This window comes from Kerstersia sp. (assembly GCF_052103615.1).
Lineage (GTDB): Bacteria > Pseudomonadota > Gammaproteobacteria > Burkholderiales > Burkholderiaceae_B > Kerstersia.
Map to the genome: position 1 here is coordinate 61057 of NZ_JBQEKA010000004.1, position 26200 is coordinate 87256.

General features: G+C 60.6%; 19 protein-coding genes. 15 read left to right on the forward strand and 4 right to left on the reverse strand.

Going from position 1 to position 26200, the window contains the following annotated elements; all coding sequences use genetic code 11:
- From ACTJGZ_RS02170 to ACTJGZ_RS02230, 13 genes are all read left to right on the forward strand, one after another.
- Positions 1–895, forward strand: an 895-nt coding sequence (locus ACTJGZ_RS02170; RefSeq protein WP_441661322.1) for a hypothetical protein, incomplete at its 5' end; no start/stop codon positions are given.
- Positions 896–902: 7 nt separating this feature from the next.
- Complete coding sequence (locus ACTJGZ_RS02175; RefSeq protein WP_441661323.1) at positions 903–1970, forward strand: glycosyltransferase; 1068 nt, start codon at positions 903–905, stop codon at positions 1968–1970.
- Positions 1963–2742, forward strand: coding sequence for a glycosyltransferase family 2 protein (locus ACTJGZ_RS02180; RefSeq protein ID WP_441661324.1), 780 nt, complete (start codon positions 1963–1965; stop codon positions 2740–2742). Before ACTJGZ_RS02175 ends, ACTJGZ_RS02180 begins: the two co-directional genes overlap by 8 nt.
- Before the next feature lie 3 nt (positions 2743–2745).
- On the forward strand, positions 2746–4020 hold the full coding sequence (locus ACTJGZ_RS02185; protein ID WP_441661325.1) for an oligosaccharide flippase family protein: 1275 nt from the start codon (positions 2746–2748) through the stop codon (positions 4018–4020).
- On the forward strand, positions 4017–5129 hold the full coding sequence (locus tag ACTJGZ_RS02190; RefSeq protein WP_441661326.1) for a glycosyltransferase family 4 protein: 1113 nt from the start codon (positions 4017–4019) through the stop codon (positions 5127–5129). The genes ACTJGZ_RS02185 and ACTJGZ_RS02190 overlap by 4 nt, the downstream gene beginning before the upstream one ends.
- 111 nt (positions 5130–5240) lie before the next feature.
- Positions 5241–6512 carry an exopolysaccharide biosynthesis polyprenyl glycosylphosphotransferase gene (locus ACTJGZ_RS02195; protein ID WP_441661327.1) on the forward strand — a complete coding sequence of 424 codons (1272 nt, stop codon included), beginning with the start codon at positions 5241–5243 and terminating at the stop codon, positions 6510–6512.
- 221 nt (positions 6513–6733) lie between these two features.
- Positions 6734–8473, forward strand: coding sequence for a PHA/PHB synthase family protein (locus ACTJGZ_RS02200; protein ID WP_441661328.1), 1740 nt, complete (start codon positions 6734–6736; stop codon positions 8471–8473).
- A gap of 1 nt (position 8474) precedes the next feature.
- Positions 8475–9245, forward strand: coding sequence for an enoyl-ACP reductase FabI (gene fabI / locus ACTJGZ_RS02205; protein WP_441661329.1), 771 nt, complete (start codon positions 8475–8477; stop codon positions 9243–9245).
- Between the two features lie 46 nt (positions 9246–9291).
- Positions 9292–10362, forward strand: coding sequence for an HlyD family secretion protein (locus tag ACTJGZ_RS02210; RefSeq protein WP_441661330.1), 1071 nt, complete (start codon positions 9292–9294; stop codon positions 10360–10362).
- A 3-nt stretch (positions 10363–10365) separates the two neighbouring features.
- Positions 10366–13176, forward strand: coding sequence for a ribosome-associated ATPase/putative transporter RbbA (rbbA, locus tag ACTJGZ_RS02215; RefSeq protein WP_441661331.1), 2811 nt, complete (start codon positions 10366–10368; stop codon positions 13174–13176).
- 10 nt (positions 13177–13186) lie between these two features.
- A complete protein-coding gene (locus ACTJGZ_RS02220) occupies positions 13187–14311 on the forward strand; it encodes an ABC transporter permease (RefSeq protein WP_441661332.1) in 1125 nt (374 codons plus the stop codon).
- 206 nt (positions 14312–14517) lie between these two features.
- On the forward strand, positions 14518–15696 hold the full coding sequence (locus ACTJGZ_RS02225) for an acetyl-CoA C-acetyltransferase (protein ID WP_441661333.1): 1179 nt from the start codon (positions 14518–14520) through the stop codon (positions 15694–15696).
- Between the two features lie 179 nt (positions 15697–15875).
- A complete protein-coding gene (locus ACTJGZ_RS02230) occupies positions 15876–17339 on the forward strand; it encodes an MFS transporter (protein WP_441661334.1) in 1464 nt (487 codons plus the stop codon).
- A 53-nt stretch (positions 17340–17392) separates the two neighbouring features.
- Here the strand turns inward: ACTJGZ_RS02230 and uvrB are convergent, their stop codons facing one another.
- On the reverse strand, positions 17393–19489 hold the full coding sequence (uvrB, locus tag ACTJGZ_RS02235) for an excinuclease ABC subunit UvrB (protein ID WP_441661335.1): 2097 nt from the start codon (positions 19487–19489) through the stop codon (positions 17393–17395).
- A gap of 82 nt (positions 19490–19571) precedes the next feature.
- Here uvrB and ACTJGZ_RS02240 point away from each other — a divergent pair, with 82 nt between their 5' ends.
- Entirely contained in the window at positions 19572–20777 is a 1206-nt protein-coding gene (locus ACTJGZ_RS02240; protein WP_441661336.1) for an amino acid aminotransferase, read from the forward strand.
- A gap of 205 nt (positions 20778–20982) precedes the next feature.
- On the opposite strand, the gene ACTJGZ_RS02245 is transcribed toward ACTJGZ_RS02240, so the two are convergent.
- Positions 20983–21888, reverse strand: coding sequence for a DMT family transporter (locus ACTJGZ_RS02245; RefSeq protein WP_441661361.1), 906 nt, complete (start codon positions 21886–21888; stop codon positions 20983–20985).
- 181 nt (positions 21889–22069) lie between these two features.
- Here ACTJGZ_RS02245 and ACTJGZ_RS02250 point away from each other — a divergent pair, with 181 nt between their 5' ends.
- A complete protein-coding gene (locus ACTJGZ_RS02250) occupies positions 22070–22633 on the forward strand; it encodes a helix-turn-helix domain-containing protein (RefSeq protein WP_441661337.1) in 564 nt (187 codons plus the stop codon).
- Between the two features lie 130 nt (positions 22634–22763).
- On the opposite strand, the gene ACTJGZ_RS02255 is transcribed toward ACTJGZ_RS02250, so the two are convergent.
- Together ACTJGZ_RS02255 and pnp are read right to left on the reverse strand one after the other, a co-directional pair.
- Entirely contained in the window at positions 22764–23639 is an 876-nt protein-coding gene (locus ACTJGZ_RS02255) for a PaaX family transcriptional regulator (protein ID WP_441661338.1), read from the reverse strand.
- A gap of 202 nt (positions 23640–23841) precedes the next feature.
- The gene (gene pnp / locus ACTJGZ_RS02260; RefSeq protein ID WP_441661339.1) at positions 23842–25983 is read right to left on the reverse strand and encodes a polyribonucleotide nucleotidyltransferase; all 2142 of its coding nucleotides are present in this window, start codon (positions 25981–25983) and stop codon (positions 23842–23844) included.
- Positions 25984–26200 lie beyond the last annotated feature (217 nt).

Genomic DNA, 26200 nt, shown 5'->3' on the forward strand with positions numbered 1-26200 from the left:
TGTCATCAATGGCAATAACCATGGGCATCCCTTCCGCTTTTTCGGACTCAACGGATTTTTGTTCGCCTCTCATGGCATAGCCTTCGTCCTCACCGCCCTGGGCATGCTCGTCACCCGCGCCGCCCTTTGGTCACGGCCCAATACCTGTACAATCTTTTTCTACCTTGTAGAGTTTGCCTGCCTCTTTCTGGCCTTGCTCAGCGGCCGCAGCGCGTTGCCCTTGATCGGCCTGTACGTCATTGTCAGCCTTTACCTGGCCCAGAATCTGCGGCAGCGCCTGACCTTGTTCGGCATCTATGTGCTGCTGACCTTGCTGCTGGCCAGCCTGCCCAAATTCTCCCAGGATGGTAAACAATTGGTCGAGTGGCTCATCGAACCGCTGCAAACCTCTCTCAGCAGGGGGAAACTCGCATCGGCATCGTTTGATATCACGATAGAGTCCTATCAAGGCCTGCCCACCATTAGCTCCGACCTCGCCGCCCAGAAAGAACAAGCGCAGGCGACGGAAAGCACGCTGGAAGCAGAGCCTTCAGTCTTGTTCGGCCAAGGCATATATTTCAGAAACAACGACAACTACAATGCCCAGCGCCTGACTGCCAGCGACTCGGGTTTTGTCCGGCTGCTCCACGTCTCCGGCTATGTCGGGTGTACCCTCTTCATTCTGTTCTGGCTGGCGCTGCTGATCCGCGTCTGGAAAAATTCGCGGAACCAAGCAACGTCCCTGCGACTCTATCTGGCACTCTTTGTGGCCTACGGCATGGTCTTTTTCGTCAAATCGGAATGGCTGTACCAGAATTTCTTTATCTTCTATTTCTTCGTGCTCTTCCATCATTTCGATTCAGCAGACCAGAACCATGCACATCACATTCGTCCGAGCATTTCTGCCTCAGCTTGATTCGCGCATGAACAAATATGTTCATGCACTGAAGGCACAAGGTGATCATGTCAGCTTCATCGGCTGGGATCGAGGGCAGACGCAAGCGCCCCCTTCGGCTGACGATATCCATCTGTACAAGAAAACCGCCACGTTAGGCGCGCGCTGGCGCAACCTGCTGGCCCTGGCTGGCTGGAATCTCTTTGTCGTCCGTACACTGTTCCGCTTACGCCGCCAGATATCGGCCGTGCATGCCGTTGATCTGGATAGCGCCCTGGCTGCATGGTTTTTCTGCCGCCTGTGCCGCAAGCCGTTCGTCTTCGATATCTACGATCATTACGCCGACACGCGTGCCATTAGCGGGCCGGCACGTGCGGTTTTCAATGGCATAGAGCGTTTCCTGGCGCGCCATGCAGACCTGACGCTGCTGGCCGATGAATCACGCTATGAGCAGCATGAGCTCTCGCCAGCCGAACACATTATGGTCGTAGAAAATGTGCCAGCCAGCCCCCTACAAGCGCAGCCCATCGACACGCAAGAACCTGGCCCGATTCGCATCGGCTATCTCGGCGTTCTGGAACCCCGGCACCGGGGACTGGAAAACCTGCTGGAAGCCTGTGCGGGCCAACCCGGCGTCACCCTGCATTTTGGTGGCTATGGCCCGCTTTCCGAACGGATTGAGGCTGCCGCGCGCCAACATGACAATATCGTTGTGCACGGCCCGCTCAGCCACGAAGCAGGTTTGAATATGTTGGCAAACATGCATTGCACGGTCGGTTTTTATCATTTGAGCATGCCCAACCACCGCTATGCCGCCCCGAATAAATACTATGAGCATCTGTTGCTCGGCCGCCCCCTGCTAAGCACCCGCGGGACTCCGCCAGGCACACGCGTGGAGCAGGAACAAACCGGTTGGGCGCTAGACGAAACAGTGGATGCCATTCGCGATTGGCTGGCCCACGCCACGAAAGCAGAACTGGCCGAACGCGGCGCCCGCGCCCGGAGCCTCTGGGAAAAAAATTATCAGCATTACGCCGAAGAGGTCTATTCCCGGCAATATCGCCAACGACTGGAGACGCTGACTCGACATGACTAACCCCCCCCTGGTCTCCATCGTCATGCCGGCATACAACGCGGCCAGCACTCTTGCTGCGTCCGTTGATTCCGCGCTGGCGCAAACCTGGGAACACTGGGAATTGCTGCTGGTCGTGGATGCGGCAACCGACAACACCCTGGCCATTGCTGAAAGCTATGCCGCGCGCGATGAGCGCATCCGCGTGTTCGGCTGCAGCACCAATCAGGGCGTCGCCCAAGCGCGCAACGTGGCGCTGGATCACGCCCGGGGCGATTATCTGGCATTTCTGGATAGTGATGATCTCTGGATGCCGGAAAAACTCGCTGAGCAAGTCACGTTCATGGAACGCGAGGGCGTCGAGCTATGTTACGCCGCCTACCAGCGCTTCAATGAAGGTGGCCCTTTGAATATCGTTGTGCCGCCAGAACACGTCACTTATGAGCAACTGCTGCAAAGCAATGTGATTGCGAATTTGACCGGTATCGTCAAACGCCAGCGTGTTCTTGATCTGCGTTTCAAAAGCATCGGGCATGAGGATTATCTGTTTTGGCTCTCGGCGCTGCAACGCATCCCGCATGCCCGCCGTTTGCCTTTGACTCACCCGATGGCCCGTTACCGGGTGCAGCCTGAATCACGCTCTTCCAAGAAATTGCGCAACCTTCAATGGCAATGGCATATTTACCGCCATGAGCTTGGCCTGCCCGCCATCAAGAGCGCAGCGCTCATGGCGCATTACATTGTCAAAGCCTTGCGCAAACGCTCCGCGCCTCCCATTTTGCGTACGCCCCACTGACTCATGATGACAGGTCTATCAGCCCGCTTGCGCCGGCTAGCGGCGCGCCGAGAATTATCCAGTCTGATCTGGCTGGTGTCGGAAAAAGTGCTGCAGCTCGCGTTTTCCGCCATATCGGTAGGCCTGATTGCCCGCACGCTGGGCGTTCACGCTTTTGGCGAGTTTCAGTACGCGCTCGCCCTGCTGTTTGTTTTTTCTGCCATTGGCTTGATGGCCGGTTCTGAAACGGTCGCCCCGCAATTAGCCGCCAGTGACGATCCGGCCAGCCGCAGACGTTTGCTGGGCTCAGTCTTTGCCCTGCGGCTCTCGGTGGGGCTGCTGGCCTGCCTCGCCATGCTGGCCTGGGCATTTTTTTGCGAACCGGGCCCGCGCCAGCCCTTGTTGTTCATTCTCGCAGCCTCCCTCCTGGTCGCCGAGCCATTCAATACCCTGCGTTTAATCAGGGAAGTCAGTCAACATACCCGTGTCATTACAACGGTGCGGTTGCTGATTTCCTGCCTCAAATTGCTGTGCATCGCTGCGCTGTATTTTCTGGATGCGGGGGTCATTGGATTCATCGCCGTCTATAGCGCCGAGTACTTCATCATTGCCGCCTGCTATCTTTATGCGATTCGCGATGATGGCCCGCCATGGTTATGGCAGGCATCGCGGCACTGCATGGGCTGGCTGCTAAGCAAAGGCTTCGTCGTCTGGATCGGCGTCCTCGCCTTGATCATCATTCAGCGCCTGGATCGGATCGTATTGGAAACCCGTCTTTCCGCCACCTTGTACGGACAATATACGGCTGCGTTCGGACTATTGGACAGCGGCTGGTTTTTCGGCCCTGTCGCCATCGCAGCCCTGGCGCCTTCTCTGGTCTATCGCCGCCACTCGGCCACAGGCAAGGCCTCGCCCCTGTTCGTGCCAGCGCTTGTCCTGCTCAGCCTGGCGCTCACTGCCGGCATAGGCCTTTTCGCGCCCTTGTTCATTCCGCTGATTTACGGCAATGCTTTCGATCCAGCCATCAGCATCATCCGCCTTGGAGCGCTCATTCTGATTCCCGGATTCGCCGCGCTCAGCCTGGATGCCATCCTGATCCGCAGCGGGCTGCACTATGCCGTCACCCTGAAATGGGTGACGGGCCTGATCGTCACTGCACTGCTGTTGCTTCCCGATCTGCATCTTTCCTGGCAGCAAGGCCCACTGGCGGTGGGTTCAGGCTATGCCGTCAGTTTCCTGGTCGGCGCAGCGCTGCTTTACCGCTTGCGTCAGCCTTCGAAAAAGAGGGTTCAGGCATGAAAATCGTCCAGCTCTACGACAGCTATGTCACCAAAGGCGGGGTCGAGCGTGTTCTGGCGCTCTTGCTCAACGGCTGGACCGAACAAGGGCACGAAACGTCGCTCTTGGTGCGAGAAGGCCAGGTTTCGGATGTTTATCCGCTGGATGACCGTGTCCAGCGCTTCAGCCTGCAACACGCGCTGCAACCGCAACGGATGCAGCGCCTCGTGAACTATGCGCGCGACATCCCTGCCCTGCGGCGGCATGCCGCCATCCGCCAGGCCGACATTCTGATCGCCAACGGGCCATGGTGCGCGCTGCTCGCGGTGCTGGCCCTCAAAGTCATCCCTTCTCGCCAGCCGACACCATCACTCATTGTGTGCGATCACAATAATCCCGCTGCTTTTGGCAAACTGACCCAGGCTGCCGGGCGCCTGCTCTATCGCCATGCCGACTGCATCCTGTCCCTCACACAGACCCAGGCTATGCAGTACCAGGCGATCAGTCAGCGCATTACCGTGATCCCAAATCCGGTTTCCCTGCCGGCGCCAAGCCCAGCTTCCTGCATCCCGGACAATCAAGTACTGGCCGTCGGCAGACTGGCGCATCAAAAAGGCTTCGACGATTTGCTCAAGGCATGGGCGCAGGTTATCGCGCAACGCCCGGATGCCCATCTCACCATCATCGGCGAAGGCCCCGACCAGGCCGCCCTGCAAACTCAGGCCCGGTCCTTGTCGCTGACCCAGCATGTCAGCTGGCTGCCTTTTACCGACCGGATTTTCGAACACTATCAGCAATCGACCTTGCTGGCGGTCAGTTCGCGTTACGAAGGCCAGGGCCTGGTGTTGCTGGAAGCCCAGACCTACGGTCTGCCCATTGTTTCGTTCGACTGTGATTTCGGCCCGCGAGAAGTCATCAACAATCATCTGGATGGCATTTTGTGCGAACCCGCCAATCCTGATGCCCTGGCAGCGGCCTTGCTGGATCTTTTGAATGACCCTGCGCGCTGCGCAGCCATGAGACACAATGCAAGAAAAGCTGCCGAAAAATACGCGCTGCCTGATGTTCTTGCCAAGTGGAACCAGCTCTTCCAGCAACTCACACGCCCGCCCAAGATGCGATCCACCTAATATTACTTAGTCATTGATTGCTTCACTATTCCTATCGAACAGTTCAATACGCCGTCCCATGACATTATGAACTGCTGAGAGACCTACGAATTCGCTAACACATTACCTCTCATGAGCTCAGCCCGCCATCGTCGCCATAAGCGCCTGCACGAACAGATTCTGTTATCCCGCGGATTTTCCATACTGATCGGCTGGCTATTGGCTGTTCTATTGCCATTCGTAGTGTTCTGGTCCTGGCAGACTCTGCTGCAGCCCGATAAAGGTCAATTGACTGCCCTTATTGTCACGACCCTTGCCTATGCCTCCAGCCATCTGCTCAGCCTGCGCTTGCGGGCGGCTTACCCTGGCGGCCGCTCGGCAGCCTTCATTGCGCCCCAGGTGCTGATCCTTTACGGCCTCTTCGCGCTCTGTACTTTCATGCTGCAACTCCAGGTTTCGCGCTATCTGCTGATTGCCAGCGGCGCCTGCGCCATCCTGTGGCTGTACCTCGAATACACGCTGACCTATAAATCCATGTCCCTGAAACTGGCAGTCGTCCCGGGAGGCCGCTACACCAGCGAAATCCTGGCCATGGATGACATCAAGGCCATTCCACTGACTGTCCTCAAACTGGACCACCGCTATGACGGCGTCGTCGCCGACTTCCACCAGACCGACGATGCCACCCAGCGCTTCCTGACCCAATGCGCCTTGAACCGCACGGCCGTCTATGATGCGCGGCAAATATACGAATCCCTTTCCGGCCGCGTGGAAATCCATCGCATGTCTGAAAACAACATGGGTTCATTGCTGCCTTCCCCCATTTACGAACGCATCAAATTGGTCATCGACATTCTGGTCGTACTGGCGACCTTACCTATCGTTCTGCTTGTCGGCCTGATCACTGCCATTCTTATCAAACTTGAAAGTCCCGGCCCGGTCATATACAGCCAGACCCGAATTGGACAAGGCAATAAACCTTTTACCATCTACAAATTCCGCAGCATGCGATTTGACCGTGCCGCCCCGGAACAATTTGCCGATGAGGACGATCCCCGCATTACACGCATCGGCCGGGTCATTCGTAAACTCCGTATCGACGAACTGCCGCAGTTTTTCAATATACTTAAAGGGGATATGAGCCTGATTGGCCCGCGCCCCGAACAGCCCACCTTCGTCAAACAGTACGAGGAAATCATTCCGTTTTATAGCTACCGGCATATCGTCAAACCCGGAATCAGCGGCTGGGCACAAGTCAGGCAAGGCTACACAGCCAGCACGGATGAAACACAAATAAAAATCCAGCATGATTTTTATTACATCAAAAACTGTTCATTGACCCTGGACCTGATGATCGCGATCCTCACGGTCAGGATTATGCTGACAGGCTTCGGCGCCCGTTAAGACTATTCCGCATCTGACGCCGATAACGATTGATTATTTTTAAAAATCAATCGTTATCGTCAAAAAACCCGGCTTTTCTCGAAAATAAAGGCTATTTGAAGCCATCTGTCATAAGTAGCGCCTGCGCGACGGAGGCGTACATAGAGAAATCTATCCAGCTATGCCACAATCCTTGTTGATACACATAAGTCTCAACTAAATGCGCTCCTTGGATGGCTTTCATGACAGACACCCCGCTATCGCAAGAACTGCACGACGCCGCAGCTCAACTCGACCAATCCTCCTATGCTGCCCTCGCCCGCATGACGGGAGGGTTGTCTCCTGCGTCGATGCTGCTGGCGGCTTATGACTGGGGCTTGCACCTGGCCATGTCGCCAGGCAAGCAGCTCAGCCTGGGCGTGCTCGCGGCGCGGCAGTATTCCGACCTGCTCTGCACCCTGCCCCAGATGACTGGCGCCTGCGAGATTCAGTCCATTCCCCAGGACCGCCGGTTTTCTGCCGACGCCTGGCAACAGTGGCCCTACTCGTTCTGGCAGAAGCTGTTCCTGGCGCAACAGCAATGGTGGCAGGAAGCCACCACCGGCATACGCGGGGTCAGCAAGCACCATGAGAACGTCATCGCCTTTGCCGCGCGCCAATGGCTGGATGTATTTTCCCCCGGCAATCAGTGGCTGACCAACCCGGTGGTGCAACAGCAGACCCGCGAACAGGGCGGCGCCAATCTGTATCGCGGCATGATGCATTTGCTCGATGATATCGCCCGCCTGCGTAGCGATGAAGCGCCGGAAGGCGCGGAGAACTACATTCCCGGCAAGCAAGTGGCCGCGACGCCCGGCAAGGTGGTGCTGCGCAATCAGCTGATGGAGCTGATCCAGTATTCGCCCGCGACGCCCAAGGTATATGCCGAGCCGGTGCTGATCGTGCCCGCCTGGATCATGAAGTACTACATCCTGGATTTGTCGCCCGACAATTCGCTGATCAAGTACCTGGTCGATCAAGGCCATACCGTTTTCTGCGTTTCCTGGAAGAACCCCGGCACCGCCGAGCGCGATCTCGGCATGGACGATTACCTGCAAAGCGGTGTGTTTGCCGCCTTGACGGCGGTCAATGCCATTGTTCCCCAGCAGCGCGTCCATGCCGTCGGCTATTGCTTGGGCGGCACCTTGCTGGCGATTGCCGCGGCCGCCATGGCGCGCGACCAGGACGAGCGCCTGGCCAGCTTGACCCTGTTCGCCGCTCAGACCGATTTCAGTGAACCCGGCGAATTGAGCCTCTTCATCGACGAAAGCCAGGTCAATATGCTGGAAGCGCAGATGCGGGAAACCGGTTACCTCAAGGGCAGCCAGATGGCTGGCGCCTTCCAGATGCTGCGTTCCTACGATTTGCTGTGGTCCAAGATGGTGAACGACTACTTGCTGGGCGACCGCCGCGGCCTGAATGACCTGATGGCCTGGAACGCCGATGCCACGCGCATGCCCGCCCGCATGCACAGCGAGTACCTGCGCCGCCTGTTCCTTGACAATGACCTGGCGCATGGCCGCTATCCGGTCGGCAAGCGCCCGGTGGCTGTCAGCGATATTTCGCTGCCGATATTCGCCGTCGGCACAATGACCGATCACGTCGCGCCCTGGAAGTCCGTCTATAAGCTGCACCACCTGACGACGACAGAAATCACATTCGTGCTGACCAGCGGTGGCCACAATGCGGGCATCGTCTCGCCCCCCGGCCATCCCCGCCGCCATTATCAAATCGCCACGCATGCCCACGACGCGCCTTATCAGTCTCCGGAAGACTGGCAAGCCAGCGCGCCGCGCCAGGAAAGCTCCTGGTGGCCGGCATGGGAGCAATGGCTGGCCCAACACTCTGCCCAGACGCAGGTCAAGCCGCCGGCCATGGGCGCGGCCAAGGCCGGTTACCGGCCGCTGGAAGCCGCCCCCGGCCAGTATGTCCTGGAGAAATAGCATGCTCTCCAGCCACCTCGCTGGCAAAAAAGGCCTGATTGTCGGAATTGCCAATGACCGCAGTATCGCCTGGGGCGCAGCGCGCGCCATGCGTGCGGCTGGCGCGGAACTGGCCGTTACCTGGTACTCGGACAAAACCCTGCCGCATGTGGCGCCGCTGTTTGATGAACTAGAAACAGATTTCAGGCTGCCGCTGGATGTCGGCGATGCCGCGCAACAGCAGGCGCTCTTCGAGGCCGTGCGCGAGCGCTGGGGCCGCCTGGACTTTCTGGTGCATTCCGTGGCTTTCGCGCCGCGCGACGACCTGCACGGCCGCGTCCTGGACAGTTCCGCCGCCGGTTTTGCGCAAGCCATGGATTTGTCCTGCCATTCCTTCATCCGTCTGGCCCGCGATGCCGAGCCGCTGATGACACAAGGCGGCAGCCTCATGACGATCAGTTACCTTGGGGCCCAGGCAGTCATGCCCGGCTATGGCATCATGGGCCCCGTCAAAGCGGCGCTGGAAGCCAGCGTCCGTTATCTGGCCACGGAGCTGGGGCCCCGCGGCATTCGCGTCAATGCCGTCTCTCCGGGTCCGCTGGATACACGGGCAGCTTCTGGCATCTCAGGGTTCGATTCTTTGATCAAGGACAGTATGGAGCGCGCGCCGCTGCGGCATACTCTCGGTATCGAAGACGCGGGCGCCCTTTGCGCATTTCTCGCATCGGACGCAGCGCGCGCCATTTCCGGCAGCACGCTGTTTGTTGATAACGGTTTTCACATTCTTAATTGAGCCCCGCCAGGCGCGGCTCCGGATCAGAACTTTCCAGGCCCTACGTATGAACCAAAAGATCAGGAAATTCATTGTCCCCGTCGTACTGCTGGCCGTTGCCGGCGGTGCCTACTATGCCTGGCATGCCTCCCAGGATGCCGGCCCCGGCCCGGGCTTTGCCAAAGGCAACGGCCGGATCGAAGCGACAGAAATCGACGTTTCCACCAAACTGGCTGGCCGTGTCGAAAGCATTGAAGTCAACGAGGGCGACTTCGTGACCTCGGGCCAGCCTTTGGCCAGCATGCAAATCGACGTCCTGGAAGCCCAGCGCGACGAGGCCAAGGCCAATCTGCAGAAAGCCATCAATACCGTCGCCGGCTCCAAGGCGCAAGTGGCGGCGCGCGTCAGCGACAAACGGGCCGCCGAAGCTGCCGTGCTGCAACGCGAAAGTGAGCATCTGGCCGCCCGTCAACGCCTGAACCGTTCCGAAACACTGGCCCAGCGCGGCGCCACGTCGCGCCAGGAGCTGGATGACGACCGCGCCCGCGTGCGCAGCGCGCAGGCTGCCGTCGAGGCGTCCAAGGCGCAAGTCGCCGCAGCCGATGCCGCCATCGAAGCGGCACGGGCCCAGGTCGTAGGCGCCGAGTCGGCCGTGGTCGCCGTGCAGGCCACGATCGCCCGCATCGAAGCCGATATCAAGGACAGCCAACTGATTGCCCCGCGCGATGGCCGCGTGCAATATCGCGTCGCCCAGCCTGGCGAAGTGCTGGGCGCTGGCGGCAAAGTGTTGAATTTTGTCGATCTGTCCGATGTTTACATGACCTTCTTCCTGCCTGCGACAGACGCAGGCAAGGTCGCCCTGGGCTCGGAAGCCCGCATCATCCTGGATGCCGCTCCGCAGCTTGTGATTCCGGCCTCGGTGTCTTTCGTGGCCAGCACTGCCCAGTTCACGCCCAAGACGGTGGAAACGGCCAGTGAACGCGAAAAGCTGATGTTCCGCGTCAAGGCCCGCATCGACCCGGAATTGCTGCGCAAGCACCTGACGCAAGTCAAAACCGGCCTGCCCGGCGTCACCTGGGTCAAACTCGACAGCAATGCCCAGTGGCCTGAATCGCTGCAGGTCCGGCTGCCGGAGTAATCAATGCCGCAGCCTTCTCAATCCTCGCAGGGCGTTGCCGTCCGGCTGGCAAACGTCAGCCTGAACTATGGTGAAGTCTCCGCGCTGCGGGACTTCACGCTGGACATCCCCGCCGGCCTCATGATCGGCCTGATCGGCCCCGACGGTGTCGGCAAATCCAGCCTGCTGTCGCTGATTGCCGGCGCTCGCGCTGTCCAGCAGGGAACGGTGGACGTGCTGGGCGGCGATATGCGCAGCAAGGCCCACCGCGATTCGGTCTGCCCGCGCATTGCCTACATGCCCCAAGGCCTGGGCAAGAATCTGTATCCCACCTTGTCGGTGGAAGAAAACCTGCAGTTCTTCGCCCGCCTGTTCGGCCATAATGCGGCCGAACGCCGCCGCCGCATTGATGACCTGACGCGCGCGACCGGCCTGCACCCGTTCCTGGACCGCCCTGCCGGCAAATTGTCCGGCGGCATGAAGCAGAAGCTGGGGCTGTGCTGCTCGTTGATCCATGATCCCGACCTGCTGATTCTGGATGAACCTACCACCGGCGTAGATCCGCTGGCGCGCGCGCAATTCTGGGATCTGATCGCCCGCATCCGCACCGAGCGTCCCGGCATGAGCGTGCTGGTCGCCACGGCCTATATGGACGAGGCCCAGCGCTTTGACTGGCTGGTCGCCATGGACGGCGGCCAGATCCTGGCCACGGGCACCCCGAAAGAACTGCTGGCGCGCACCCATACCAAATCCCTGGAAGCCGCGTTTATCGAGCTGCTGCCAGAAGAGAAAAAACGGGATCACGCGCCTGTTGTCATCACGCCTTTGCAAGATGACGATAACGACGAAATCGCCATTGAAGCTAAAGACCTGACCATGCGCTTTGGCAAATTTGTGGCCGTCGATCATGTCAGCTTCCGGATTCGGCGCGGGGAAATCTTCGGTTTCCTAGGCTCCAACGGCTGCGGCAAATCCACCACCATGAAGATGCTGACTGGTCTGCTGCCGGCCAGCGAAGGCCAGGCCTGGCTGTTCGGCAATGAAATCGCCGCCAATGACATTGAAACCCGCCGCCGCGTCGGCTATATGTCGCAGGCCTTTTCGCTCTATGGCGAACTGACTGTCAGGCAGAATCTGGTATTGCATGCGCGGCTCTTTTCCGTTCCCGAAGCCGACATTCCTGCGCGGGTAGAGGAAAGCGCGGAGCGTTTCGCGCTGCAGGATGTCATGGATACCCTGCCGGAACAGCTTCCCCTGGGCGTGCGCCAGCGTCTGTCGCTGGCTGTCGCCATGGTGCACAAGCCTGAGCTGCTGATTCTCGATGAACCGACCTCGGGCGTCGATCCCGTTGCGCGCGACAATTTCTGGCGCCTGATGATAGAGCTGGCGCGCCGTGACCGCGTGACCATCTTCATCTCGACCCACTTCATGAACGAAGCCGAGCGCTGCGATCGTATGTCGCTGATGCACGCGGGCAAGGTGCTGGTCAGCGATACGCCTGCGGAGCTGGTGCGCAAACGCGGCTCGGCCACGCTGGAAGAAGCCTTTATTTCCTATCTGGTCGAAGCCATCGAGCAAAACGATCCGGCGCAAGCCAAGGCCGATGCCGCAGCGGAAAAAGACGCGCAGGCGGCGCAAGCAGGCGCCGCCGCGCCCGCCCTGGTGAGCGACACGCCCGCCACGGCCGCGCAGGCGCCCCAGAAGCACCAGGCCTTCAGCGTGAACCGCATGTTCAGCTATATGTGGCGTGAAATGCTGGAGTTGCAGCGTGACCCCTTGCGGGCCACGCTGGCGCTGCTGGGTTCATTGATCCTGATGTTCGTCATCGGCTTCGGCATCAGCATGGACGTCGAAGACCTGAAGTTCGCCGTGCTGGATCACGACCAATCCGGCTTGAGCCAGAATTACGCGCTCAACCTTTCAGGATCACGCTATTTCGTGGAGCAACCGCCACTGCGCGATTACGACGATGTCGATAAACGCCTGCGCAGCGGCGAACTGGCCCTGGCCATTGAAATCCCGCCAGGCTTTGCGCGCGATGTCAGCCGGGGCCAGCAAGTGGAAATCGGAGTCTGGGTCAACGGCGCCATGCCCTCCCGGGCGGAAACCGTCAAAGGCTACGTTCAGGGCATGCATATGTCCTGGCTGCAGCAACAGGCGCACGAGCGCCTGGGCATAGACTACGCCAGCGCCGCGTCGGTGGAAACCCGTTTCCGCTACAACCCGGACGTCAAGAGCCTGGTCGCCATGGTGCCTGCCGTCATTCCGCTGCTGCTGCTGATGCTGCCAGCCATGCTGACAGCGCTGTCGGTCGTGCGTGAAAAAGAATTGGGCTCCATCATCAACCTCTATGTCACGCCCGTCACCCGCGCCGAGTTCCTGCTGGGCAAACAGATACCCTATGTGGTGCTGGCCATGATCAGCTTCGTGCTGATGGTGATCTTCTCCATTGTGGTGTTCGATGTGCCGGTCAAAGGCGGCTTCTTGTCGCTCTCGCTGGCAGCGCTGATCTACTGCACGGCGGCCACGGGTTTCGGTTTGCTGGCCTCCACCTTCACGCGCAGCCAGATCGCCGCCATGTTTTTCACCATTATCGGCACGCTGATTCCCGCCATCCAGTTCGCTGGCCTGATCAATCCGGTCTCTTCGCTGGAAGGCTCGGGACGCATCATCGGCGAGTTGCACCCGGCCAGCTATATGCTGACCATCAGCCGCGGTATCTTCAACAAGGCGCTGTATCTCTCCGACTTGCAGCCCGAGTTCTGGACCATGGCCTTGTCCGTGCCCATCATTCTGGGTCTGGCCATCGCCCTGCTGAACAAACAGGAGCGTTGAAGGAAACCACATGCAAGGGCTGAAAAACATATTCCGGCTGGGCGTCAAGGAGCTCTGGAGCCTGGCGCGCGATCCGATCATGCTGGTGTTGATCGTCTATACCTTCACCGTGTCGATCTACTCCGCCGCCACCTCCATGCCGGAGAACCTCAACCACGCCTCCATCGCCATCGTCGATGAAGACAACTCCCCGCTGTCGGCACGTATTGCCTCGGCCTTCTACCCGCCGCAGTTCACGGCGCCGGGCATGATAGCCCCCCCGCAAATGGATGCTGCGCTGGATTCCGGGCAATACACCTTTGTGGTTGATATCCCGCCGAACTTCCAGCGCGATGTCCTGGCCGGGCTCAAGCCCGAAGTGCAGCTCAGCGTCGATGCCACCCGCGTCAGCCAGGCTTTTACCGGCAGCACTTACATCCAGCAGATCGTCCTGGCTGAAGTCAACGAGTTCCTGCAACGCTACCGTGGCGGCCAGACTCCGCCAGTGGATCTGGCCATGCGCATGCGCTTTAACCCCAGCCTGACGCCAGCCTGGTTCGGCGCGCTGATGCAGATCATCAATAACGTGACGATGCTCTCCATCATCCTGACCGGTGCTGCGCTGATCCGCGAACGCGAGCACGGGACGGTCGAACACTTGCTGGTCATGCCTGTCACCCCCTTGCAGATCATGCTGGCCAAGGTCTGGTCCATGGGGCTGGTTGTGCTGGTCGCCGCCGCGCTATCCCTGGTGCTGGTGGTCATGCAGCTGCTGAAAGTCCCGGTGGAAGGGTCGGTGCTGCTGTTCATCGCCGGCACGGCGCTGCACCTGTTCGCCACAACTTCCATGGGCATTTTCTTTGCCACCCTGGCCCGCAGCATGCCGCAGTTCGGGCTGCTGCTGATCCTGGCGCTGCTGCCGCTGCAGTTGCTGTCCGGGTCGATGACACCGCGCGAAAGCATGCCGCAATTCGTGCAGGACATCATGTACTTCGCGCCCAATACCCACTATGTGGAATTGAGCCAGGCCATTCTGTTCCGTGGCGCCGGGCTGGAAGTCGTTTGGCAACCCTTCCTGATGCTGTTCCTGATTGGTTGCGCGCTATTCGGGTTTTCGCTCAGCCGCTTCCGGAAAACCATTACCCGCATGGCCTGATACCGCCCCGTCTGTCTCTGCGCAACATGGTATCCGGGCGTGCTGAAATGCAATACAGTATTGATATAAGGCTAATCCAGCCGCCGTCACCGTTGCCCCCTTGGGCGGCTGACGGCGGCCCGGCAGTGTCCGTGCCGGTGCTTCCGGCCAGGACTTGCGCTTTGGCGCGTGGTTAATTTTCTGTTATGTCTCAATGAGGTCGAATCATGAGTGACGTTGCAATTCTCGCCGCATCCCGCACCGCCATCGGCGCCTTTCAGGGCGCCCTGAGCCACATCCCCGCCTATGAGCTCGGCGCAACGGTCATCCGACATCTGCTCGCCAAGACCGGCATCCCGGCCGAAGCCATCGACGAAGTCATTCTCGGCCAGGTGCTCGCCGCTGGCTCCGGCCAGAACCCGGCCCGCCAATCCAGCATCCACGCCGGCCTGCCAGTCGAAACCCCGGCACTGACCATCAATAAAGTCTGCGGCTCCGGCCTCAAGGCCGTGCACCTGGCGGCCCAGGCCATCCGCAGCGGCGACGCTGACCTGATCATCGCCGGCGGCCAGGAAAACATGAGCCTGTCACCCTACGTCGTCCCCAAGGCCCGCACCGGCCTGCGCATGGGTCATGCCCAAATGCTCGACAGCATGATTCAGGACGGCCTGTGGGATGCTTTCAATGACTACCACATGGGCATCACCGCCGAAAATCTGGTCGAGCGCTATGGCCTGACGCGTGAAGAGCTGGATCAGTTCTCTTACGACTCCCAGCAAAAGGCTGGCGCCGCCATCAAGGCCGGCCGCTTCAAGGACGAAATCGCGCCGGTGGAAATTCCGCAGCGCAAGGGTGACCCGGTACGCGTCGATACCGACGAGCAGCCGCGCCCTGAAACCAGCCTGGAAACGCTGGCCCGCCTGCGTCCGGCTTTCAAGAAAGACGGCACCGTCACGGCCGGCAATGCGTCCACGCTGAATGACGGCGCCGCCGCCCTGCTGCTGGCCAGCGCCAAAAAGGCCAAGGAACTGGGCCTGCCCGTCCTGGGCTGGATCAAGTCCTATGCCAGCGCTGGTGTTGACCCCTCCGTCATGGGCCTGGGCCCCGTGCCCGCAACGCGCAAAACGCTGGAAAAGGCCGGCTGGAAACTCGAAGACCTCGACCTGATCGAAGCCAATGAAGCCTTTGCCGCGCAATCGCTGGCCGTGTCGCGTGAATTGCAATGGGACGGCAGCAAGGTCAACGTCAACGGCGGCGCGATTGCGCTGGGCCACCCCATCGGCGCATCCGGCGCCCGTATCCTGGTCTCGCTGGTTCATGAAATGAACCGCCGCGATGCCAAGAAGGGCCTGGCGACACTGTGTATCGGCGGCGGCCAGGGCGTCGCCCTCGCCATCGAGCGCTAAGACGCAAAAAATCACCGGCCCTCGCCCTGGGCAGGCCGGTGACTCCCCCGCAAGGCTTGGTCCGGCCCTGCGCATCCCCCACATGCGCCGCCGGACTTCTTCAGCCGCCAGCAGGTATCCCCGCCCCGGCCCCCAGGCACGTCCTGGCGCTTCCGGGGCGTTTTATGTTCATTGCCTTCATGACCCTCACCCCCACGCCCGCCGGGCCGGATTCTGCCTCACGCCCATCACGTCCTCCGCGTCCGGTCTGGATCACCCTGCTGGTGGCCGCCGTGATGTTCATGGAGAACCTGGACGGCACCATCATCGTCACCGCATTGCCGCAGATGGCCCTCAGCTTCGGCGTTTCCGCTGTCGATCTGAACCTGGGCGTCAGCGCCTATCTGCTGACCTTGGCGGTCTGTATTCCCCCTAGCGGCTGGCTGGCCGGCCGCCTGGGCGCGCGGCGGGTCTTTTGCTGCGCCATCATCCTGTTCACGCTGGCTTCGCTCCTGTGCGCGCAGGCCAACAGCCTGCCGGAATTCGTCGCCATGCGAGTGCTGCAAGGCATGGGCGGCGCGCTGATGGTGCCTGTCGGCCGCCTGGTCGTCCTCAGCCATACGCCGAAACAGCAGTTGATTGCGGCCATCTCCATGATTACCTGGCCCGCCCTGATCGCTCCTGTGTTAGGCCCGCCCTTGGGCGGCTTGCTGGCCACTTACGCCTCCTGGCGCTGGATTTTCTATATCAACCTGCCCATAGGTTTGCTGGCGCTGCTGGCAGCCTACCTGCTGATTCCTGCCAGCCGCGCTGACCAGGCCCGCCCCTTTGATCTCTTCGGTTTCCTGGGCAGCGGCCTGGCCCTGCTAGGCCTGCTTTATGGCATGGAACTGGCCGGCATGGGCGCCAGCGCTGGCGCCATCCTGGCCTATCTAGCTGGCGGCGCCCTGCTGCTGGCGCTGACCGTCGCCCATTTGTCGCGCACCCGTCATCCGCTCATCAGCCTGGCGCCTCTGCGCATTCCCAGCTACGCTGTTTCGGTGCGCGGCGGCAGCTGCTTCCGGCTTGCCATCAATGCCCTGCCCTTTATTTTGCCCTTGATGTTTCAACTGGGCTTCGGCCTGAGCGCTGTTGAGGCCGGTATGCTGGTACTGGCGGTCTTCGCCGGTAATCTGTCGATGAAAATGTTCACGACACGCCTGCTGCACCGCTATGGTTTCAAACGCATCCTGGCCGTGAACGGAATATTCAATGTGCTGGCCTTGCTGGCCTGCGCCATGCTCAGCCCCGGCACGCCCACCGCGCTGATCATCATTGTGCTGTTTGTCAGCGGCCTGTGCCGTTCCATGCAATTCACCGCCATCAATACCCTGGCCTTCGCCGACGTGCCCTCCGACCAAATGGCGGCCGCCAACACACTGGCCAGCACCATTCAGCAAATGGCGCTGGGGCTGGGCATTGCTTTCGGCGCTATTTGCATACGCCTGGGCGACTGGCTGCAAACCGCCCTGGCCCCGCGCTTTCCCGCCTGGGAACATGTCCCTGCCCTGAGCTACCGCTTTGCACTGGCCTGCATCGCGCTAGTGGCCATGGCGGGCGTCGTGGATGTCATGCGGATGGCCGCGGGCAGCGGCGAGCATCTGCGCCAGCGCCCGGCCAAATAAAGAGCCTGCTTAAAGAGCCTATCTAAAGAGCCTGCGGCGCCCCAGCCTAGCACTCAGCGGAACGCTTTTTCCTTGAGGGTTTTCAAAGCATCGCGCGCCGCAGCAGCCTGTTCGAACTCCAGGTTGCGCGCATGCTCCAGCATGGCTTTCTCCAGACGCCGGATTTCCTGCGCCAGGCTTTTCTCGTCCTGGGGAATACCGGCCATTTCGTACGCAGGCGCCGTGTCCAGCTCTTTGCTGGACGACATGACGCCATCAATCATTTCGCGCACCGCCTTCTGAACGCCCCTGGGCTCGATCCCGTGCTCAGCGTTATAGGCCACCTGCCGCTCCCGGCGGCGTTCGGTTTCACCTATTGCCCGATGCATGGAATCCGTCACCCGGTCAGCATAGAGAATCGCCCGCCCGTTCAGGTTACGCGCCGCCCGGCCTATGGTCTGGATCAGGCTGCGCTCAGAGCGCAGGAAACCTTCCTTATCGGCATCCAGAATGGCGACCAGCGACACCTCCGGGATATCCAGCCCTTCGCGCAGCAAGTTGATCCCGACCAGCACATCGAAAATCCCCAGGCGCAGATCCCGGATGATTTCCACCCGTTCCACGGTGTCGATATCCGAATGCAGGTAGCGCACCTTGACGCCATTTTCCGTCAGGTATTCGGTCAGCTCCTCTGACATGCGCTTGGTCAGCGTCGTGACCAGCACCCGGTCGCCCTGATTGACGCGCAAACGGATTTCCCCCAGCAGGTCATCGACCTGCGTCATCGCGGGACGTACCTCCACCACCGGGTCCACCAGGCCAGTAGGACGCACCACCTGTTCGACAACATTGTCGGACGAGCCGTTTTCATAGGGCCCCGGGGTGGCGGAGACAAACACGCACTGACGCATGCGCGCTTCGAATTCATCCATTTTCAGCGGCCGGTTATCCAGCGCCGAAGGCAGGCGGAAGCCGTAGGTCACCAGGGTTTCCTTGCGCGAACGGTCGCCCCGGTACATGCCGCCAAGTTGGCCCATCATGACGTGGCTTTCGTCAATGAACATCAGCGCATCGGCAGGCAGGTAATCAATCAGCGTCGGCGGAGGGTCTCCCGGCGCCGCGCCGGACAAATGCCGCGAGTAGTTTTCAATGCCCTTGCAGAACCCCAGCTCCTGCAACATTTCCAGATCAAAGCGGGTGCGCTGCTCCAGCCGCTGGGCTTCCACCAGCTTGCCGTCGGCCACAAAGAAAGCCAGGCGCTCCTTGAGCTCCTGCTTGATCGTTTCAATGGCGCGCAAGACTGTTTCACGCGGCGTCACATAGTGCGAACCGGGGTAAACCGTGAATCGCGGCGTTTTCTGGCGCACCCGGCCCGTCAGGGGATCAAACAGTTCCAGGGTTTCGACCTCATCGTCGAACATGCTGACGCGCACCGCCAGCTCCGCGCTTTCCGCCGGAAAGATATCTATCGTATCGCCGCGCACCCGGAACACGCCGCGGGTAAATTCCGCATCATTGCGCGTGTATTGCATGGCCACCAGGCGTTCCAGGATTTCACGCCTGCCGATGCGGTCACCCGTGCGCAGAACCAGTACCATGGCGTGATAATCGCCAGGGTTGCCGATACCGTAAATACACGACACCGTTCCCACAATGACCGTATCCCGGCGCTCCAGCAGGCTTTTCGTGGCCGACAGACGCATCTGTTCGATGTGCTCATTGATGGCCGAGTCTTTCTCGATGAACAGATCCCGCGAAGGCACATAGGCTTCGGGCTGGTAATAATCGTAGTAGGACACGAAATATTCCACCGCATTGCGGGGAAAGAATTCCCGCATCTCGGCGTACAACTGCGCCGCCAGCGTCTTATTGGGCGCCAGCACCAGCGCGGGACGCCCCATGCGCGCGATGACGTTGGCCATCGTGTAGGTTTTTCCTGAGCCCGTCACCCCCAGCAATGTCTGGCGCATCAGGCCGTCATTGGCCCCTTCCACCAACGCGTCGATGGCCGCAGGCTGGTCGCCTGCCGGCGGATACGGTTGGTGCAACAGAAAGGGGCTGCCCGGGAAACGCTGGAACACGCCCTCCCCGCCATGGGTAACCCCGCTATTTTCGCTGCCCTCACCACCAGGCCGCGTTGAAAAATCATCGGAAGAGGCCGCTGTGCTCATGCTAGACTTTTAAGTCGGGGAAAACGCTACATTATCCCTGTCACGCATCACTGCGTCCATCTTCTCTATTCTCCCTTCCATCATGAGTTCACTTTTCGCATCCGTTGAAGTCGCGCCGCGCGACCCTATCCTGGGTCTGAACGAACAGTTCGCTGCGGACACCCGTCCCAACAAAGCCAATCTGGGCGTTGGTGTCTATTACGACGACAAGGGCCACCTGCCCCTGCTCAACTGCGTCAAGCAAGCCGAGGAAGCCCTGACCGCCAAGGCTGCCGCACGCGGCTACCTGCCCATCGACGGCCTGAGCGACTACAACAGCGGTGTGCAGAAGCTGCTGTTTGGCCGTGATTCCCCGCTGCTGACGTCCGGCCGCCTGGTCACCGCCCAAGCCCTGGGCGGCACCGGCGCGCTGAAAATCGGCGCCGATTTCCTGAAAGAACTGTTGCCCGATTCGCCAGTCGCCATCAGTGACCCAAGCTGGGAAAACCACCGCGCGCTGTTCACCCGCGCCGGCTTCCCGGTCGTGACCTACCGCTACTATGACGCCGCGACCCACGGCCTGGACTTCGAAGGCATGAAGGCCAGCCTGCGCACCCTGCCGGCGCGCACCATCGTGGTGCTGCACGCCTGCTGCCACAATCCGACCGGTGTCGATCCCTCGCTGGCCCAGTGGAGCGAAATCGCCGATATCGCCAAGGAAAAAGACCTGGTTCCTTTTCTGGACATCGCCTATCAAGGCTTCGGCGACAGCCTGGAAGAAGATGGCGCGGTCGTGCGCCTGTTTGCCAACAAAGGGCTCTCGCTCTTCATCAGCTCTTCGTTCTCGAAGTCATTCTCGCTGTATGGCGAGCGTGTCGGTGCCCTGACGATGGTCGCTGCCAACAGTGACGAAGCCAAGGCCGTGCAAAGCCAGATCAAGCGCGTCATCCGCACGAACTACTCCAACCCGCCCACCCATGGCAGCCGCGTGGTCGCGACCGTGCTGGGTGACACCAAGCTGTTCGCTGAATGGGAACAGGAACTGGCTGGCATGCGTGACCGCATCCGCGCCATGCGTACCCAATTGGTGGACAAACTGGCTGAGGCTGGCGTGCCGGGCGATTTCAGCTTTGTGAAGGCCCAGCGCGGCATGTTCTCCTACTCCGGCCTGAATGCCGAGCAGGTCGAAAAACTGCGCGCCGAGCATGGCATCTACGCTGTCAGCAGCGGCCGCATCTGTGTGGCTGCGCTCAACAGCGGCAATATTGACACCGTTGCCAACGCGATTGCCGCCGTCATCAAGGGCTAAAGCGCAAACCAAGACCGGCCAGCCTCACAATGAAGCTGGCCGTTTCATGCAACAGCCCTGCTGATTTGCACAGCCCCCCTAAGCCTGGATCTTGATCCCGGCTTAGGGGGCTTTTTACATGGCGCAGCGCGCTTGGCTGCCCCAGCCCAAGGCGGCGCAAGGGCTGACACTCTGGCTAAACACCAGGGCTAGCGCGCATGCGCTTTCATCCCTGCTCAGGCAACGCGGCGCGTACCCGCCGCACAGGAAGGCGCCATCCGAAATTCATCCCGGCCACCGCCAACAGAATGCCCAGCGCCCCTGCCAACTGCAAGCCGCCCAGCCGGTGGCCGAATGCCCAGGCATCTACCCCTACCGCCATCACCGGATAAATAAAAGACAGCGCGCCGACCAGCGCCGTGGATATTTTCTGCAAGGCGCCATAAAGCAGCGTGGACATTAACCCCGTATGCACAAAGCCCAGCATCAGCAGCAATCCCCAGGTCGCCCCGGCCCCGCTGCCCTCAGGCAATTGCATGGCCGGCCAAAGCAATAGCACCCCCGCCCCCATCAGGATCAACACACACAGATGCGGCGGCACATCCTTGAGCCGTTTCGTTATTGCCGCCGCCATGGCATAGAAAAAAGCCGCAGCCAGCGCCAGGGCAATCCCGCCCAGGTAAGTCGGGGAAGCCTCTGCCGCCTGCCGCCCGCCTGCCACCATCAACAGCACCCCGAAAAAAGCCAAGACCAGCCAGCCCAATTGGCGCATGCCCAGCTTTTCCCCAAAGAAAACAGCGCCCAGCGCCACCAGCATGAAAGGCTGGGTGTGATAAGTAATGGTTGCCACCGCAATCGACGAATGGGAATACGCTGAAAACAGGCAATACCAGTTCGCCACCAGCGCCACGCCCCCCAGGGCCGCCCATGCCGCCTTGCGCCGGCCCGGCCAACAGCCGCGCAACAGCCCCAAACCTGCGCAAGCCAGCAGCATCGCCAGCCCGCCCAGCGCGCAACGCCAGAAAACCACTGCCATCACCGGCATGGCGGTTTCAATCACCAGCCAGCCTATCGTGCCTGAAATCAGCATGGCCACCGTCATTTCGGCCACGCCTTTTGTTCTCGTATCCATCATTCCTCTCGCCAGGCATCGCTGGCATACCGCGCCGCCGTGCTCGTCCGTGTTTGCTGTTCAGTAAAAAAAACAGATGGACGATATAATGATCCAAAGATCATCAGTTCGTCAAATAGAACATTTGTTTGTTATATCGAACAATACGATGGCAATGCCGCCAACAAGATAGAGAATTGCCGTGCCAGAATCCCCGTTTTCCACGCCTATCGCCATTCTCTCCGCGTCTTTACGCCGTGAACGCGAACGCATGGGCCTATCCGTGTCGGAACTGGCCAAACGCGCAGGCGTGGCCAAATCTACCCTGTCCCAGATTGAGGCCGGTGTCGGCAACCCGGGCCTGGAAACGCTTTGGGCCCTGGCCATGGCGCTGGAAATACAGGTCACCCGCCTGATTGCGCCCGCACGCCCGCCCATACAGGTTCTGCGCGCAGGAGAAGGCATGGCGCTGGCCTCGGAAGAGGCCAATTATGTCGCTACCCTGCTGGCAGTGTGCCCGGCCGGCATGCAGCGCGATATGTACCGGCTGGTGGCGCAACCTGGCACCCCCAGGGTTTCCATTCCCCACCCGCCCGGCACCGCTGAGCATGTCGTCATCTGCCAGGGACGCGCGCGGGTCGGCCCGCTGAATCAAACGGTCGAACTGGGTCCGGGCGATTACGCCAGCTATCCCGCTGATGAAACCCATATTTTTGAAGCGCTGCTCGAAGATACCAGCGCCGTCATGCTGATGGAACACCCCTGACAGAGTGTGCCGATCAGGATCCCCCTAATCATGCTACCGGCCTGGCATATCCCGGGCCGTCCCGGCTTCATCAGGCCACGCGGTATCAGGCTATACAGCATCAGACCAATCAGCATCAGACCGCCGAGCATCAGGCAAGCAAACGCAGTATGTCCTCGACATAGCGTACTGACAAAGGCTTGAGCACCCGTTGCAGTTCGCAGAATACCCGGCGTGCCGCAATGCCCTGCCATTCTGCGGGCAAGAGTTCCGGTGGCAGGCCTGGGTCCAGAAAGGGCAAGCGCCGCCATTGCGTTACCATCGGGATATAGATTTTGAAGGCTTCCTGCAACGTTTGCGTATCCTCACGGATATTCCCCAGCCAACGTTCGCTGAGCGGGCCAAACGCCTGCACAAAAGCCAGGTACTCGTCTTCCAGGGCATCCAGATTCCACCATTGCGCCACTTTCAGACGCAAATCGCCCAGGCCTGCCGGCTCCGCCACAAAGAAATCCACATACGGCCATAGCTCATGCTCGCGGATATATTCCAGCGCTTCGGCCTGCACGCGCACTGGCGCAATCCCCAGACCCGGCGCGACGTTGCCAAACCCCATGCGCGCCAGTCCTGCCCGGATCTTGTGGCGGTTTTTACGCTCACTTTCCGGCACCGAATAAGACACCAGCAGCCATGGATCCGCCACGCCCGCTGTCCGCGGCGCGAAAATCCGCTCATCGCCCGCCAGCATATGCGGCTCCAGCGCTTCGGCCAGCGCATAGCCGCTAGCGCCCCCCGCCTTGCGGCTGAGCAACACCCCCCTTTTCTTCAGGCGTGAAATAGAGGAACGCACACTGGTAGGCTCATAGCCCAACTCCGAGAGCAAACGCACCAGCGCCGCAACAGGAATGGCTTTCCCTGCGGGACGGCCATACAGGCCGAACAGCGTGACGACATAACGGTGGTGCGCAGGCTGCTCATGCCCGCCAGGCTCTCGTCCGGCAATAATTTCGTCGATAGCGCTAGACACCTTCAACTCCCTTTCAAGGTACGGGCCCGCACGCGGCAGCCGCGCGCCGGGCAACGCCTGCCGCATGCCCGCCGGCCGGGTGCGGATCCGGGCGCACGATGCAAAAACCCCAGCGGCCGGAATCTCTCCAGCCGCTGGGGCGTCTATACCGCGTAGCCGGTCCGGCGCGCTCAAAGCAGCACCGGAACACGGCAGGCAGACCTTACTGGGCAGCGCCCGGCGCAGCCGGACCGCCTTGTTGCTCGATACCGCCGATGGCCTTCACCGACAGGCGCAGACGGCCCTTTTCGTCGGCTTCGATGACCTTCACACGCACCGCCTGGCCGACCTTCAGCACATCATTGATGTTGGCGATACGGTAGTTGGCGATCTCCGAGATATGCAGCAGGCCGTCGCGGCCCGGCAGCACTTGCACGATGGCGCCGAAGTCCAGCAAACGCAGCACGCTGCCTTCGTAGGTTTGGCCGACTTCAACATCCGCCGTGATCTCTTCGATGCGGCGCTGAGCTTCCTTGGCGCGATCCAGATCGGCGCTGGAAATGGTGATGTTGCCATCATCCGAAATGTCGATCTGCGTACCGGTTTCTTCGGTCAGCGCGCGAATCGTGGCGCCGCCCTTGCCGATCACATCACGGATTTTTTCCGGATTGATCTTGATCTGCAGCATGCGCGGCGCGAACGTGGACAGCTCCTGGCGCGAACCGCCCAGCGCTTCCTTCATCTTGCCCAGGATATGCAGGCGGCCTTCGCGGGCTTGAGCCAGCGCCACTTGCATGATTTCCTTGGTGATGCCCTGGATCTTGATGTCCATCTGCAGCGCGGTCACACCATTTTCGGTACCGGCTACCTTGAAGTCCATGTCGCCCAGATGATCTTCGTCGCCCAGGATGTCCGTCAGCACGGCAAACTTGCCGCCATCCAGAATCAGGCCCATGGCCACACCGGCCACGTGATCCTTCACCGGCACGCCCGCATCCATCATGGCCAGCGAACCGCCGCAAACCGATGCCATCGACGAAGAACCGTTGGACTCGGTGATTTCCGACACCACGCGAATGCTGTACTGGAAGTCTTCATGCGCCGGCAGCAGCGGAATCAGCGAACGCTTGGCCAGACGGCCGTGGCCGATTTCACGGCGCTTGGGCACACCCACGCGGCCCGTTTCGCCGGTGGCGAACGGAGGCATGTTGTAGTGGAACATGAAGCGGTCACGGTACTCGCCCATCAGCGCGTCGATGATCTGCTCGTCTTGCTTGGTGCCCAGCGTGGCGACAACCAGCGCCTGCGTTTCACCTCGGGTGAAGAGCGCGCTGCCGTGCGCGCGGGGCAGCACGCCCAGGCGGACACTGATCGGACGCACGGTACGCGTATCGCGGCCGTCGATGCGCGGCTCGCCGCTCAGGATCTGCGAACGCACCAGGCTGGCTTCCAGATCGAACAGCACGTTTTCAACTTCCACGCTGTCGGGCACGCTGGTGCCGGCCTGAGCAGCCTGCTCAGCCAGCTTGGCATGCACATCGGCATACACTTCGCGCAGTTGCGCCGTACGCGCCTGCTTTTCACGGATCGAATAGGCTGCTTTCAGGCCGCTATCAGCCACCGCCGACACTGCAGCGATCAGGGCTTCATTGCGCGGCGCTGCTTGCCAATCCCACTCGGGCTTGCCAGCATCTTCCACCAATTCATGGATGGTGTTGATAACAGCCTGCAGCTGCTCGTGGCCATAGACCACGCCGCCGAGCATGACTTCTTCGCTCAGTTGCTGGGCTTCAGATTCCACCATCAGCACGGCATTTTCGGTACCGGCCACAACGAGGTCCAGCGCCGAGGTCTTGAGCTGGCTGGCAGTGGGGTTCAGCACATAATTGCCGTCGATGTAACCGACGCGCGCGGCACCGATCGGGCCGTTGAACGGAATGCCCGAGATGGCCAGCGCGGCGGATGCGCCGATCATGGCAGCGATATCCGGGTCGATTTCAGGATTGACCGAAACCGTGTGGATGATGACCTGGACGTCGTTGTAGAACCCTTCCGGGAACAGCGGGCGCAGCGGACGGTCGATCAGGCGGGAAGTCAGCGTTTCCTTTTCGGAGGGCTTGCCTTCGCGCTTGAAGAAACCGCCGGGAATGCGGCCAGCCGCATACGTTTTTTCGATGTAATCGACGGTCAGGGGGAAGAAATCCTGGCCAGCCTTGGCCTTGCGCGCGGCAACAACAGTCGCCAGCACCACGGTATCTTCGATGGAAACCAGCACGGCGCCGGAAGCCTGGCGGGCGATTTCACCCGTCTCCAGCACCACCGTATGCTGACCGTACTGGAACGACTTGGTCACTTTATTGAACATTGTCTATGAATCCTTGCTAGATAAAAAATGCCTTTGCCGCCGGCCCCGCTGCCCGCTTACTGCTCACCAGAACAGCGTTACAGCCCGGCACCAGCCCGACAGTAAAAAAACCGTGGGCGATGCCGACCAAGTAGCGCAGCCGACCACCCCGCAATGGAACTGGGGGCCAAACCCCCCGGTAAACTAAGAAATTAGCAGGACAAAACGTGAAAGAAAG

Coding starts and splice junctions, on each gene's coding strand:
- fabI (WP_441661329.1), top strand. CDS start 8,475: ATGCTCTCCAGCCACCTCGCTGGCAAAAAAGGCCTGATTGTCGGAATT.
- ACTJGZ_RS02185 (WP_441661325.1), top strand. CDS start 2,746: ATGATGACAGGTCTATCAGCCCGCTTGCGCCGGCTAGCGGCGCGCCGA.
- ACTJGZ_RS02210 (WP_441661330.1), top strand. CDS start 9,292: ATGAACCAAAAGATCAGGAAATTCATTGTCCCCGTCGTACTGCTGGCC.
- ACTJGZ_RS02190 (WP_441661326.1), top strand. CDS start 4,017: ATGAAAATCGTCCAGCTCTACGACAGCTATGTCACCAAAGGCGGGGTC.
- rbbA (WP_441661331.1), top strand. CDS start 10,366: ATGCCGCAGCCTTCTCAATCCTCGCAGGGCGTTGCCGTCCGGCTGGCA.
- ACTJGZ_RS02245 (WP_441661361.1), bottom strand. CDS start 21,888: ATGGATACGAGAACAAAAGGCGTGGCCGAAATGACGGTGGCCATGCTG.
- ACTJGZ_RS02225 (WP_441661333.1), top strand. CDS start 14,518: ATGAGTGACGTTGCAATTCTCGCCGCATCCCGCACCGCCATCGGCGCC.
- pnp (WP_441661339.1), bottom strand. CDS start 25,983: ATGTTCAATAAAGTGACCAAGTCGTTCCAGTACGGTCAGCATACGGTG.
- ACTJGZ_RS02220 (WP_441661332.1), top strand. CDS start 13,187: ATGCAAGGGCTGAAAAACATATTCCGGCTGGGCGTCAAGGAGCTCTGG.
- ACTJGZ_RS02230 (WP_441661334.1), top strand. CDS start 15,876: ATGACCCTCACCCCCACGCCCGCCGGGCCGGATTCTGCCTCACGCCCA.
- ACTJGZ_RS02195 (WP_441661327.1), top strand. CDS start 5,241: ATGAGCTCAGCCCGCCATCGTCGCCATAAGCGCCTGCACGAACAGATT.
- ACTJGZ_RS02180 (WP_441661324.1), top strand. CDS start 1,963: ATGACTAACCCCCCCCTGGTCTCCATCGTCATGCCGGCATACAACGCG.
- ACTJGZ_RS02200 (WP_441661328.1), top strand. CDS start 6,734: ATGACAGACACCCCGCTATCGCAAGAACTGCACGACGCCGCAGCTCAA.
- ACTJGZ_RS02175 (WP_441661323.1), top strand. CDS start 903: ATGAACAAATATGTTCATGCACTGAAGGCACAAGGTGATCATGTCAGC.
- uvrB (WP_441661335.1), bottom strand. CDS start 19,489: ATGAGCACAGCGGCCTCTTCCGATGATTTTTCAACGCGGCCTGGTGGT.
- ACTJGZ_RS02240 (WP_441661336.1), top strand. CDS start 19,572: ATGAGTTCACTTTTCGCATCCGTTGAAGTCGCGCCGCGCGACCCTATC.